The 13,112-nt window shown below is 39.9% G+C and carries 8 protein-coding genes; 6 read left to right on the top strand and 2 right to left on the bottom strand.

Annotated features, from left to right (window positions below; translation table 11 throughout):
* Positions 1–62: 62 nt before the first annotated feature.
* Entirely contained in the window at positions 63–749 is a 687-nt protein-coding gene (bchM, locus tag H6G41_RS04915; protein ID WP_190744131.1) for a magnesium protoporphyrin IX methyltransferase, read from the bottom strand.
* 586 nt (positions 750–1,335) lie between these two features.
* Between bchM and H6G41_RS04910 the strand changes: the two genes are divergently transcribed.
* Positions 1,336–3,417 (top strand): cation:proton antiporter, encoded by a 2,082-nt coding sequence (locus H6G41_RS04910; RefSeq protein ID WP_190744129.1) that lies wholly within the window; start codon positions 1,336–1,338, stop codon positions 3,415–3,417.
* A 351-nt stretch (positions 3,418–3,768) separates the two neighbouring features.
* On the opposite strand, the gene nagA is transcribed toward H6G41_RS04910, so the two are convergent.
* Positions 3,769–4,944 (bottom strand): N-acetylglucosamine-6-phosphate deacetylase, encoded by a 1,176-nt coding sequence (nagA, locus tag H6G41_RS04905; protein ID WP_190744127.1) that lies wholly within the window; start codon positions 4,942–4,944, stop codon positions 3,769–3,771.
* A gap of 172 nt (positions 4,945–5,116) precedes the next feature.
* Here nagA and purE point away from each other — a divergent pair, with 172 nt between their 5' ends.
* From purE to H6G41_RS04880, 5 genes are all read left to right on the top strand, one after another.
* On the top strand, positions 5,117–5,635 hold the full coding sequence (gene purE, locus H6G41_RS04900; RefSeq protein ID WP_190744125.1) for a 5-(carboxyamino)imidazole ribonucleotide mutase: 519 nt from the start codon (positions 5,117–5,119) through the stop codon (positions 5,633–5,635).
* Between the two features lie 908 nt (positions 5,636–6,543).
* Positions 6,544–8,148 (top strand): ammonium transporter, encoded by a 1,605-nt coding sequence (locus H6G41_RS04895; protein WP_190744498.1) that lies wholly within the window; start codon positions 6,544–6,546, stop codon positions 8,146–8,148.
* A gap of 154 nt (positions 8,149–8,302) precedes the next feature.
* Positions 8,303–8,626, top strand: a complete 324-nt coding sequence (locus H6G41_RS04890) for a YnfA family protein (protein ID WP_190744123.1) — start codon at positions 8,303–8,305, stop codon at positions 8,624–8,626.
* Between the two features lie 481 nt (positions 8,627–9,107).
* Positions 9,108–10,496 carry an ammonium transporter gene (locus H6G41_RS04885; protein ID WP_277878030.1) on the top strand — a complete coding sequence of 463 codons (1,389 nt, stop codon included), beginning with the start codon at positions 9,108–9,110 and terminating at the stop codon, positions 10,494–10,496.
* Positions 10,497–10,838: 342 nt separating this feature from the next.
* The gene (locus H6G41_RS04880; protein ID WP_190744119.1) at positions 10,839–12,962 is read left to right on the top strand and encodes a PAS domain-containing hybrid sensor histidine kinase/response regulator; all 2,124 of its coding nucleotides are present in this window, start codon (positions 10,839–10,841) and stop codon (positions 12,960–12,962) included.
* Positions 12,963–13,112 lie beyond the last annotated feature (150 nt).

Below are 13,112 nucleotides of genomic sequence, written 5' to 3'. Positions count from 1 at the left end.
CTAAATTTAACTAAATTTTGAGGATGGGCTTTTTAACCCATCCTCATGTTTTGCTAATGACTTTAACCGCGAGTAGCTTCTAAGATACGAGAAAAATAGAAGCGGGTTTTCGTCATAGATTTTCGTTGTACTGAGAAGCCATTCTTTTGAAGAATTTGCAAGACATCAGCTTCACGATGTAAATAGGCGCGAGTTGTTTTACTCGGCCCGGGAAAGAAACTACCAATCTTTTTGAGTAAGGCTAAAGCGCAGGTTTTGGGTGCAAAACTAATAATTATCCTCGACTGTGCTAAGGAACAGAGGTGAGAAATCATCTCATCTGCTTTTTCTTGGGGGTAGTGGATGAGAACATCTAAGCAAATCACTGTGTGATAGCTACCATTTAGGGATTCTAAATCTTGAACGGCGAATGTGGGATTATCATTATTCCCCAAGGTCTGTAAGGCTCTTTCTTTGCCTTCTGTGACCATTTTTTCAGAAATATCACTGGCATAGACTTTAGCACCTGCTGTGGCTAAAGGAATACTGAGACTACCTACACCACATCCAGCATCGCAGATTGATAAGTCTGCTAAATTGTTATCAGCTTTTAACCAGCCGATGACTGTATCCACTGTTTGTTGATGTCCGTTGCGGATGTCTAGCTGGACTTTGTTGACTTCTCCATCGCCGTATATCCGCTTCCATCGGTCAAACCCTGTGGAATTGAAATATTCACGAACAATCGTTTTATCGTCGGCTGCGTTCATAAAGTTCGATTTCTAAGGTTTCCCAATGCTTAAAATTATCATTGATAGAAACCGCCAAGAACGCTTATGTTTAAAGATTTTTCTATTTTTATCAGCTTCAGTAGGTGAGGATAAATAAAGTTACCTGGGAAAGGCTGTTATTTATCTTGCGCGATCGCATTTTAAGAGACAGATTAGTGCTAATGTACTAAATTAAAGCTGCGATCGCTAATAAATTTCTGTCTTGATGAGAGTTACCAATTTTGGACAAATCTTTAATTTTCAGAAAAATACGATAAAAATTGCCCAAGATATGTGATATTTTTCATAGCCAACAATTCATAGTTCAGCATGTTTTGTTCATTAACTATTGGCTATTGACAAATAGGCAATTTTACTATCAAATCTGATTGATTATTTCTTACCAACGATATTAAAAAAACTAACTTTAGAGAGAATCGGAAAAGCGATCGCAACATTTATGCTGTTAACGATTTAAGTTTTCATGTCTGCATTTTGATATGAGAATTTAGCAACTAAGGATGATGAAGACAAATCATGATTATTTCCTATTGATTAATTTTACTCTTGAATTTTCCTATTAAAAATGGCAATAGAATCCCTAGTAAATAGTCCGATTATTGCATTTACCATTCTCCTAGCAGTCATCTTGACTGTACCGCCAATATTTGAGCGATTGCGGCTACCGGGATTAGTAGGTTTACTAGTAGCGGGTGTAATTTTGGGACAAAATGGCTTAAAGCTATTAAATTCCGATTCGGAAACTATCAATCTTCTTTCGGAAATTGGCAAAATTTATTTGATGTTTGTAGCGGGTCTAGAAATTGATTTAGAACAATTCCGCAGAACCAGAAATCGCTCAATAGGTTTTGGGATTTTCACCTTTATAGTACCCTTAATTTTTGGTATTATTACCGGACGTTTATTTAACTTTAGTTGGAATACTAGTCTTTTAATTGGTTCCCTGCTAGCTTCTCATACTCTCTTGGCATATCCAATTGTGAGTCGTTTGGGGGTTGTAACTAATGAAGCGGTTACTGTGACAATTGGGGCGACAATTTTTACTGATACAGGTGCTTTACTAATATTAGCAGTTTGCGTGGGCATTCATGGTGGCGATTTTTCGGCTTTAAGTTTAGCAACTTTGTTGGGTGGTTTAGCAATATATTCTGCTGTCGTTCTCTTTGGCTTTGATTGGGCTGGAAAACAATTTTTCCGCCGTTCTGGAGACGAACAAAGCAACCAATTTCTATTTATTTTACTAGCTTTATTTCTCGCTTCTGTGGGGGCACAAGTCATTGGGGTTGAAAAAATTGTTGGCGCATTTTTAGCAGGTTTAGCAGTTAATGATGTATTAGGCAGAAGTCCAGTTAAAGAAAAGGTTGAATTTATTGGTAGTGCATTGTTTATCCCATGTTTTTTTATCGACATGGGATTATTAATTGATATCCCGGCTTTCTTAAAAACTCTCAGTTCAATTTGGCTGACTGTAGTGATTGTCATCGCCTTAATTGCTAGTAAATTTATCGCCGCATTATTAGCTAAACTACTTTACCGTTACAACACAGCCGAATTGTTGACAATGTGGTCGTTATCATTACCACAAGTAGCAGCAACCCTAGCCGCAGCATTAGTTGCTTATCAAACTGTTAATCCTGCTGGTGAGCGGTTAATTAATGAAGGTGTATTAAATAGTGTGATTGTTCTGATGTTGGTTACTTCCATACTAGGGCCCGTAATCACAGCCAGAAGTGCTACTTTGTTGCAAGTATCTGAGGCAGATTTGGCAGCAGATAAATTGACAACTTGGTGGGAAAATTCTGAGGAAGAACTGGTAGAAAACCACGCCGAAAATTTTACGATTATAGTGCCGATATATAATCCGCAAACTCAACGCTATCTCATAGAAATGGCAGCTTTATTAGCTCGACATGAATCTGGGAAAATTGTGCCATTAGCGATTACTAAAGCTCATATTCAAATGGACGATCCGCAATTAGTAGTAGCGTTGGAAGAAAATAAGAAAAGACTAAATTTGGCTAAAGAAATTAGTCAAGAATTTGATGTAGAAGTATCACCTGTAATTCGGATAGATGATGATGCAGCGTTAGGAATTAGCCGCACCAGTCGCGAACAAAATGCAAATTTAGTGGTCATGGGTTGGTCGAGGACAACGGGTTTGCGTGCCCGTTTGTTTGGTAGTGTGATTGATAGCGTGTTTTGGTCTTCTCATTGTCCGGTAGCGGTAACACGCCTATTGAGCAGTCCGGCGACTATTCAAAGAATTATGGTACCTGTTGGGGACTTAACTAAGCAAACTATAGGTGCTGTCAGGTTCGCGCAAATTTTAGCGGATGTTAACCAAGCAGAAGTGGTACTCTTACATGTGAGCGATCGCAAAACTCCCCCACATTTGGTAGATAGATTTACCGCTCAATTGTCAGAAATTGTTGATAAAGGTCAGTTACAGGTAAATACCCACATTCAAACCATTAAAGGCGATGATATTGCTAGAGTCATCATTCACGAAGCGCAGAAGTTTGATTTAGCTATACTACGTTCTGTACGTTATCGTACAGCTGGGGGATTAGCAGTCAGCTATGTGACAACACAAGTAATTAGAGAATTGAAATGTTCAATCGTCTTGTTAGGAGAGCCTAATTCCTAAGTAGATCACTGCTATTAAATATAATTGGCAAGGGCTGTCATTTGTCATTAGTTATTTGTCAGGTTATATGGTTCGCTTTATTTCTACAGATGACAGGCGATAAATATTTAACAAGAATATAATTTTGGGTCATAAAAAAGTGCCACAACCTTTGCCTAAGTAGGCATCAGCATGGCAAATTATACTGCATATAAAAATTTACAAAAATGGCATTTTTATGGAAGTGGCAATCTTTAAAACCCATCCTTTGCCTCCTGATATTAAATAATTTTGATATAGCTAAGTTAACTTTAACTTCAAGCTTGATAAACTATCTAAATAGTTAGAAATTCTCTAATGTATAGCTCAAATTTAGTTTAATAATCGCTGCCATGTAAGCTCTTTTCTCGTCTCATCCCAATGCCAGCGTAATAAATTAGCGGGTTGACTGGGAGAAATACCTGGGTTACCGATCGCTTTTCTTGGTGCATCTGTGGCTAGGGCGATCGCTCTTTCTACGTCACATATCCCCCATGTTACCAAGTTCTGTACCCCTGTTAATAAGGGTAATGTTGTCCCTGATAAAGTCCCATCAGGCAATCTAGCTGTGCCATTTTTGACTTCTATCTGCCGACTATCCCAAGGATACACCCCATCAGGTAGCCCCAATGGTGCTAAAGCATCGCTGACGAGAAACAATCCTGGAGTCGCACGCAGGAGAATTTGTAGCATAGTTGGTGTCACATGCTCCCCATCGGCAATAAAACCACACATCACACCAGGATGGGTAATGGCTGCGCCTAATAATCCAGGTTCGCGATGATGTAATGGTGGCATAGCATTGAAGGCATGAGTAACCATTGTTGCACCCAATTTAAAAGCTTGTTGAGCTTGGGCATCTGTGGCTTGAGAATGCCCTAAACTGACTGTAATCCCCAAAGAACGCAAATATGGGATGACTTGGTGGGTAGGATCTAATTCTGGTGCAAGGGTGATAACTTTGACAATTTGGCTATAATCGCCCAATACTCTTTTAATTTGCTCAATTGTTAAAGGTAATAAGTATTCTGCGGGATGTGCGCCGCGTTTTTGCGCATTTAAAAATGGCCCTTCTAAATGTACGCCGAGAATTTGCGCATCTGTTGTTTGACTGGAAATAAAATCAGTAATTATAGAAAGCGATCGCTGGATATTTTCTATTGAAGTTGTGACTAATGTCGGTAAAAATCCATCTACGCCCACATTCCCTAAAAATTGTGTAATTTTTGGTAATAGGTGAGCATTATCTGCTTTTAATTCCGGAAATGCTAACCCCAATGCGCCATTAATCTGCAAATCAACACCACCCAAAGAAATCCAATCACCTGCAACATCTAAAACTTGCAAATCAGGAGATGGAACCCGTTTACATACTGTCGTCATCGGCAATATTTGCTCAATTATCCTCTGTTGATTAATCAAGAGCATTTGCAAGCCTTGATAACCTGGAACCCGTGCATTGATGATATTTAGATTTTGAGCGATCGCAGTTGGTGTTGCTTTAGTCATACATTGGCGGGAAAATAGCTAAATCTGATTTGTCAGTAGTCAGTAGGGGCGGGTTCACAAATATCCTCACTGATCAACGATTATTCTCAATAAACCCGCCCGTACAGTAGTCAATAGTCAATTGGCTAATAATCTCAAATCCAAAATCCAAAATCTAAAATCCAAAATTCCTATGGCTCCCCTTATCGGTATTATCATGGGCAGCGATTCTGACTTGCCCACTATGAAAGATGCGATCGCAGTTTGTGATGAATTTGGCATTGAGCGCGAAGTGGCGATCGTTTCTGCTCATCGTACTCCAGAACGCATGGTTCAGTACGCTCAACTTGCTCATCAACGCGGTCTTAAAGTAATTATCGCTGGTGCTGGTGGTGCAGCCCATCTGCCAGGAATGGTAGCATCTTTAACGCCACTGCCAGTAATTGGTGTGCCTGTAGCTACTCGTAATTTACAAGGTGTTGATTCTTTGTATTCAATTGTACAGATGCCTGCTGGTATACCTGTAGCAACAGTAGCTATCGGTAATGCTAAAAATGCTGGTTTATTAGCAGTACAAATTATTGCTACTCAGCAACCAGAATTGCTAGAAAAAGTCCAACAATATCGCCAATCTCTATCAGAATCAGTCATGGCAAAGCAAGCTAAACTAGAACAACTTGGTTACGAACAATATTTAAAAATGGAATTGTAAGATTTTTACAACCCAAGCTGAGAGTTGATTGCAATTTAATTACTTAGTACGCAGTAAAAATACGGTATTTGTATTGTTATCATTTATTCCCTATAAACATTACAGCAGTTTTTCCGGAGCAAAGTTTATTTAAATTTTTGTATGAAAAATTAATATTTTTTTGGTTTCTTTGATTCTGATGTCAGGAAATGCTGAAATACTGAGAATTCAGTTTGCTGTAGTCCCAGATTCAGCTACTTAAGGAAGAGGTGAAACAAACAAATCGTATATCCTGATACAGAATTATGTTTTTGGTAACATAGACAATCAATCAAATTTATGAGTGAGTTGATAAAAATTTGTCTTCAGGAAAAACTTTAACTAATTCCTAAGCACAAAATTTTATGAATTCAAAACCCACCTTTTGTAGAAAGCGGAGTTGCCATCATCAGTTAATCCGGGGGTAAACAGAACAATTTTTTGGGTTCCCATAGCATCTGAGCAGGAGAAAAATGTAATTAAACATTAGTGATCTGCGATCGTTTGCTGAACGGATATTTGCTTCGATAAGCTTTACGCTTTGTCATTGGTGAACACAAATAACCAATGACCAGTTACTAATGACTAATAATAATTGACATTCATCAAGGTGATTAAAAGATTAAAGATTCAGTGAACAAGACTTGACTGATTGTTGCCAAAGCGACATAATTATTGTTTCCTTAAACTCCCTCGAAAACTTGCCAAGTTATTTACAAAAGTAGCAATTGTTTCCTAAACTTTTATTTAGGTTATTTGAGTTTCTGGTTAGCGAACAAATTGCTTGAATCACCAATGTCAAAAATGTCTTGATGCAAATTCAAGCCTTAGTTTTGCGTGCTGACATATTTATCCCATTAAGAATGGTTTGGAGTAAAATGTTCAACTTAATGCACAAGCAGAAATTAAAAACAAAAAATAGGCGTAGGTCTGTAAAGGCTTTCGCTAAAACTTCACAATTTAAATCAAAAAGTAACCTATTCACAACTATTAAGCGACTATCTCCCAATTGGCAGGCTTGTCTATTATTAGCTGCTGTCATCGTGATGGGATGGGGATATGCAGCCGTTGCTCAGGCTCCAGCGACAGCGCCAGCAGGGCCAACAACAGCAGAATTAAAAGTTGCGATTGACACTTTATGGGTGGCGATCGCGGCATTTTTGGTATTTTTCATGAACGCTGGTTTTTGTATGTTAGAAACCGGCTTCTGTCGCCAAAAAAATGCTGTTAACGTCCTAGCCAAAAACTTAATTGTATTTGCCTTATCGACAGTAGCGTTTTGGGCAATTGGTTTTGGACTGATGTTTGGCGATGGCAATGATTTTATCGGACTGAATGGATTTTTCCTCTCAGGTGTAGATAACAGTCCCGCTACAGGTGATGCCTACAAAGGTGTTTTTAGCGCTCTAAGTTGGACTGGCGTTCCTTTAGCCGCAAAGTTTTTATTTCAGTTAGTGTTCGCCGGAACAGCCGCCACAATTGTTTCTGGTGCAGTTGCAGAACGGATTAAGTTTGCTGACTTCTTAATTTTCAGCGTCTTACTTGTAGGTATTGCCTACCCCATTACCGGACATTGGATTTGGGGTGCTGGTTGGTTGGCTGATATGGGTTTTTGGGATTTTGCTGGTTCTACAGTAGTGCACTCAGTCGGTGGCTGGGCGGCTTTAATGGGAGCAGCATTTCTCGGCCCCCGCATTGGTAAATATCAAGACAAGCAAGTTGTCGCCCTACCCGGCCACAACATGAGCATTGCTACCTTAGGCTGTTTAATTCTGTGGCTGGGTTGGTTTGGTTTTAACCCCGGTTCCGTGATGGCTGCTGACCCCAATGCAATTACTCACATTGCTTTAACAACCAACATGGCAGGAGCAGTTGGTGGAATTGCGGCTACATTTACAGCTTGGCTGTACTTAGGCAAACCAGACCTATCAATGATTATTAACGGTATTTTAGCTGGCTTGGTTGGTATTACAGCATCTTGTGCCTACGTTAATATTGGCAGTTCCGTAGTCATTGGCTTAATTGCAGGAATAATTGTAGTTTTCTCTGTTCCCTTCTTTGACAAACTCGGCATTGACGACCCAGTAGGCGCAACTTCCGTTCACCTAGTGTGTGGTGTTTGGGGAACTCTGGCTGTTGGTCTATTTTCTGTTGGGCCTGGTGGTTATCCTTGGTTGGTTGACTTAGCTGGTAAACCAGTAGGGCCGCATGGATTATTCTTTGGCGGTGGTTTCGGGACATTGATTCCGCAAATCGTTGGCATTCTGGCTGTAGGCGGTATTACTGTTCTTATCAGCAGTATCTTTTGGCTAGCATTAAAAGCTACTTTAGGTATCCGTGTAACTCGCCAAGAAGAGTTAGAAGGTTTGGATATTGGCGAACATGGTATGGAAGCCTATAGTGGATTTGTCACAGAGGCTAGTACTGATGGGTTTTCTCAAGGTTATAGTTCTGGAGAAATTCCCAAAGGTAGCGATTTACCAAATACTCTGTAAGCTGATTCCACCTTTGATGAGGAATAGTCTTTTCCTCACTTGTGTATAAATTTCGAGTCTGTTAATTTTCTCAACTAACAACCTACCCCTGGAGCTTTGATGCTCATAAAGGTGGTAGGATTTTTATTTTTAATTTCACCACTCAATTGCACAAATGATTAAGTCCCTATTTTATTTTTTATGGGCTGGTGTATTTGAACTAGGAGGTGGCTACTTAATCTGGTTATGGTTGCGGGAAGGTAAGCCTATTTACTGGGGAATATGTGGTGGAATTGCTTTAGCTATTTATGGCATCATAGCAACTCTCCAGCCTGCAAATTTCGGCAGAGTTTATGCTGCTTATGGTGGTGTATTTATAATTATGGCTATGCTTTGGGGATGGAAGGTAGATGGTGTAGCTCCCGACCGATATGACTTAATTGGAGCTTGTTTAAGTTTGCTTAGTGTTTTAATAATTATGTATGCACGCAGAATATAAAAATCTAATTCTGATGTAATTCTTGAACTTATTGTTGAGTCTGTTATGGAATATTGGATAGATTGTTAAGCATAATTTAGGACTGCCATAGCATAATTATTTTGCAGATATAAATAAAAAATAATACACAGATGAGCTACTTTGCTGTTCTCTCTAATGAGAATTTTTTGAATTATGAATGATTACTAATGGCTGATTTGTGAATTAGAACTACCTCACACCATAAAAATAAAAAAAATTCTATAAAGTAAACAAAAGTACATTAATTGAATCTTAAAATGTAATTATTGCATCAGTACATGATTATTCAATATTTGTCATATGCAATTAGTATTATATTTTTATCAACCTTTCTAAATAACTAAAGTTGATGAACGGAGGAAATAAAAAGTATAAAAATATACTTAATTTGTCGTTAGAATTCAACTAATTGGTGCGCGGGGACAAAAAAGTGTTGAAGAAAGTTGTCATGATTGGGGTTATGACCCTATTCCTGCTAGGAGGGCCGCTCATAGGTGGTGCTTTAGCCCAAGCTGCTGCTACTCCTCCACCAACAGCTGATACTGGAGACACAGCATTTATGCTGATTTCAGCAGCACTAGTACTGCTGATGACACCAGGATTAGCATTTTTTTATGGTGGGTTTGTGCGATCGCGCAATATCCTCAACACATTGATGATGAGCTTTGTGTTGATGGCGATTGTCGGAGTTACTTGGATTCTTTGGGGCTATAGCCTTTCCTTTGCGCCAGGAACGCCATTTATTGGTGGATTGCAATGGCTCGGTTTGAATGGCGTAGGCTTGGATGTAACTGGTTATCTCCAAGGCTCCAACCCACCAGAAGTGGTTTCCTATGCAGGGACAATACCGCACCAAGCATTCATGATTTATCAAGCCATGTTTGCCATTATCACCCCAGCTTTAATTTCTGGGGCGATCGCCGAACGGATGAGCTTTAAAGCTTATGCTCTGTTTGTGTTGCTGTGGTCAACCTTTATTTATACTCCCCTAGCCCATATGGTTTGGGCTAAAGGTGGATTTTTAGGCTTGTATGGCGGCTTGGGTGCGCTTGATTTTGCCGGTGGGACAGTAGTTCACATCAGTTCTGGGGTTTCTGCTCTCGTCGCTGCGATCGTTCTCGGCCCTCGCAAGAGCCATCCCGATCGTCTCAGCCCACCACACAACGTTCCCTTTATCTTGTTGGGTGCGGGCTTGTTATGGTTTGGTTGGTTCGGCTTTAATGCTGGTAGTGCCTTATCTATTGCTAGTGGAACTTCGGGAAACTTAGTCACTAATGCAGCCACAACAGCTTTTGTCGCCACCAATACATCAGCCGCCGCAGGCGCTTTAATGTGGTTGATTTTGGAAGCAGCTTTACGCGGTAAACCTACCGCAGTGGGAGCAGCTACCGGAGCCGTGGCTGGGTTAGTTGGAATTACACCAGCAGCTGGTTTTGTGACACCGCTATCAGCGATTTTAATTGGCTTTATTACCGCTTTTGTTTGCTTCTATGCTGTCAGCTTCAAGCACAAATTAAAAGTTGATGATGCCTTAGATACTTACCCAGTGCATGGCGTTGGTGGTACAGTTGGTGCAATTTTAACAGCAATCTTTGCCACTGTAGAAGTCAACTCAGCTGGTAAAAATGGTGTACTCAAGGGCAATTTTAGCGAACTAGGAGTTGAACTAGTAGCCATTGTCATTGCCTATGTAATTGCTGCGGTAGGGACTTGGATCATTCTCAAGATTATTGAAGCAACAGTGGGTTTGCGCGTCAAAGAAGAAGCCGAATACCAAGGTTTGGATATTAACGAACACGGAGAAGAAGGTTACAACTCCGAGTTTAGCGATCGCATTAATGTTTCATAGCAAAAAAGTAACTCTACTATCCACCTCATCTGCAAGTCCAATGGACTATCAAGGGTGAGAAACGGGATCTCAGCAATTTCCAACCCTCTGAATATTTGCCTCATATCCTAGGCAATTTTCAGAGGGTTATTTATTAATTCTCAGTTGTCATTGGTCAAGCAATTCTAGACTTTTAACAGTCAACGCTCAACGTCATCAAACCAAACTGCATTGATGATATGACTGTGTCTGATTTGCGAGAAACTTTATCGTTCTTACAGGAATAGATGACAATAATATCATTGCTAGCTATTAAAATTCTGAGCTTGTAGAGCTTTCAAGGGGTAGGGAGTCAACATTTGTATGTCAGTATTATGGAATACTTTTTTTAGTTCCGGGCCTTTCATCCCGCATGGACACTGCTATTTATGGAAAACTGATTTAGTTTGGCTGCATATTATATCTGATGCAATCATTGCCATAGCTTATTATTCCATTCCCTCTACACTTTTTTACTTTGTTAACAAACGGCAGGATTTGCCCTTCCATTGGGTATTTCTACTTTTTAGTGGATTTATTGTCGCTTGTGGCACTACTCACTTGATGGAAATTTGGACGCTGTGGTATCCCACTTATTGGCTATCAGGATTCATCAAAGCTCTAACTGCAACTATATCTTTATTTACAGCCCTACAACTTGTACCTTTAGTTCCGCAAGCCTTAGCACTTCCTAGCCCTGCTCAATTAGAACAAGCTAACCAGCAACTGCAAACACAAATCAGTGAGCGATTAAAAATCGAAGCAGAACTAAGAAAATACCAAAATGATTTGGAAGAGTTAGTAAATATTCGCACTAATGAAATTACTCAAACTAACCAACAATTGCAGCAGGAAATCGCGGAACGCCAACGCATTTTAGAAGCTTTACGTCAAAGTGAAGAACGCTATCGTTATTTAGCTGAAGCTATTCCCCAACTTGTATGGACAGCTGATGCTAACGGCGAATGTGATTATTTCAACCAAAAGTGGTGCAGTTATACAGGGCTAACCTTAGAACAGTCCTTAGGTTCTGGCTGGGTAGCAGCGTTGCATCCAGATGATATCCAAAATACTTATGAAATTTGGTTAAATGCTGTCAGCAATCGCACTGTATATGAAACTGAATACCGCTTTAAAAGAGCAGTTGATAGCTCCTATCGTTGGCAGTTAGCAAGAGGCTTACCCTTAAAGGATGAGCAAGGTTATGTAGTGAAGTGGTTTGGCACTTGTACGGATATTCACGAGCAAAAGGAAATACAACAAGAACGCGCCTACTTATTAGAATTGGAGCAAGCAGCAAGAGCTAAAGCAGAAACAGCCAATCGCATTAAAGATGAATTTTTAGCTGTCCTTTCCCACGAACTACGTACCCCAATGAATGCGATTTTAGGCTGGTCAAATTTATTGCAAAATGGCAACTTAGAACGAGGAAAGACATTGCAAGCCTTAGCGACAATAGAACGTAATGCTAAATTACAGCTGCAATTGATTGAGGATTTACTAGATATTTCTAGAATCTTACAAGGTAAATTGACGTTAAATGTCACGAATGTTCATTTAGAACCTATTGTCTTGTCTGCACTGGAAACAATGTCTGTAGCTGCACAAACCAAGTCAATTGAGGTAAGTACATTATTTGCTGCAAATGTTGGGAAAGTATTGGGTGATGCAACTCGCTTGCAACAAGTCGTTTGGAACTTACTTTCTAACGCTGTCAAATTTACTCCCAACGGTGGTAGGGTAGAAGTGCGCCTAAGCCAAGCTGATGGCTATGCTCAAATCATTATTAGCGATACAGGTAAGGGAATTAGCGCTGAGTTTTTACCTTATGCATTTGACTACTTTCGTCAAGCAGATAGCAGTTCTACGCGAAAATTTGGCGGATTAGGTTTAGGATTAGCAATTGTCCGTAATATAGTCGAAATGCATGGTGGTACAGTTACGGCGATGAGTGCAGGTGAAAATCAAGGAGCCACTTTCACAGTCAATTTACCGTTGCTGCAAACCGAAAATCAAGATTTGCTAGTAGAAGACAATCCCACATCTAATTTCACATCTAAGTTGTTGTCTCTAGCGGGAATGCAAATTTTAGTTGTTGATGATGATGCGGATTCCCTAGATTTTGTGGCGTTTGTTTTAGAAGAAGATGGGGCGGAGGTGAGAACAGCATCTTCCGCATTAGAAGCATTACAAGCCATAGCACAGGAAAAGCCAGATGTTTTAGTTAGCGATATTAGTATGCCTGATATGGATGGCTATACTTTATTGCGTCAACTGAGAAATTGGAGTAAAGAAGAAGGAGGACAAATTCCTGCGATCGCGCTGACTGCTTTCGCGCGACAATACGATCGGCAACAAGCACTGCAAGCTGGTTTTCAGGTTCATTTAGCTAAACCTGTGAACCCGGAAGAATTAGTTGCAGCCATTATGAGACTTGTGAGGTACTAGAAGGACATTCAAATATTACTAGTGCGGGAATTTCAGGTTTTGACTAATTTAAACCTCGTCTACGTTGGAAACCGTAGTTTTTCCTCATCTTCTTCAAGATGATTTTTCACCCACAAGCGATCGCTAATTTCAAAAGGATTGGAATTAATA

Source organism: Tolypothrix sp. FACHB-123, assembly GCF_014697075.1.
GTDB lineage: Bacteria > Cyanobacteriota > Cyanobacteriia > Cyanobacteriales > Nostocaceae > Aulosira.
Note: the sequence above shows the minus strand (reverse complement) of the source record. Positions and strands in the feature narration are given on the sequence as shown.

What these genes read in the sequence shown, in the direction of transcription:
- bchM (WP_190744131.1), bottom strand. Translation starts at nt 749, where the DNA reads ATGAACGCAGCCGACGATAAAACGATTGTTCGTGAATATTTCAATTCC.
- H6G41_RS04890 (WP_190744123.1), top strand. Translation starts at nt 8,303, where the DNA reads ATGATTAAGTCCCTATTTTATTTTTTATGGGCTGGTGTATTTGAACTA.
- H6G41_RS04880 (WP_190744119.1), top strand. Translation starts at nt 10,839, where the DNA reads ATGTCAGTATTATGGAATACTTTTTTTAGTTCCGGGCCTTTCATCCCG.
- H6G41_RS04885 (WP_277878030.1), top strand. Translation starts at nt 9,108, where the DNA reads ATGACCCTATTCCTGCTAGGAGGGCCGCTCATAGGTGGTGCTTTAGCC.
- nagA (WP_190744127.1), bottom strand. Translation starts at nt 4,944, where the DNA reads ATGACTAAAGCAACACCAACTGCGATCGCTCAAAATCTAAATATCATC.
- H6G41_RS04895 (WP_190744498.1), top strand. Translation starts at nt 6,544, where the DNA reads ATGCACAAGCAGAAATTAAAAACAAAAAATAGGCGTAGGTCTGTAAAG.
- purE (WP_190744125.1), top strand. Translation starts at nt 5,117, where the DNA reads ATGGCTCCCCTTATCGGTATTATCATGGGCAGCGATTCTGACTTGCCC.
- H6G41_RS04910 (WP_190744129.1), top strand. Translation starts at nt 1,336, where the DNA reads ATGGCAATAGAATCCCTAGTAAATAGTCCGATTATTGCATTTACCATT.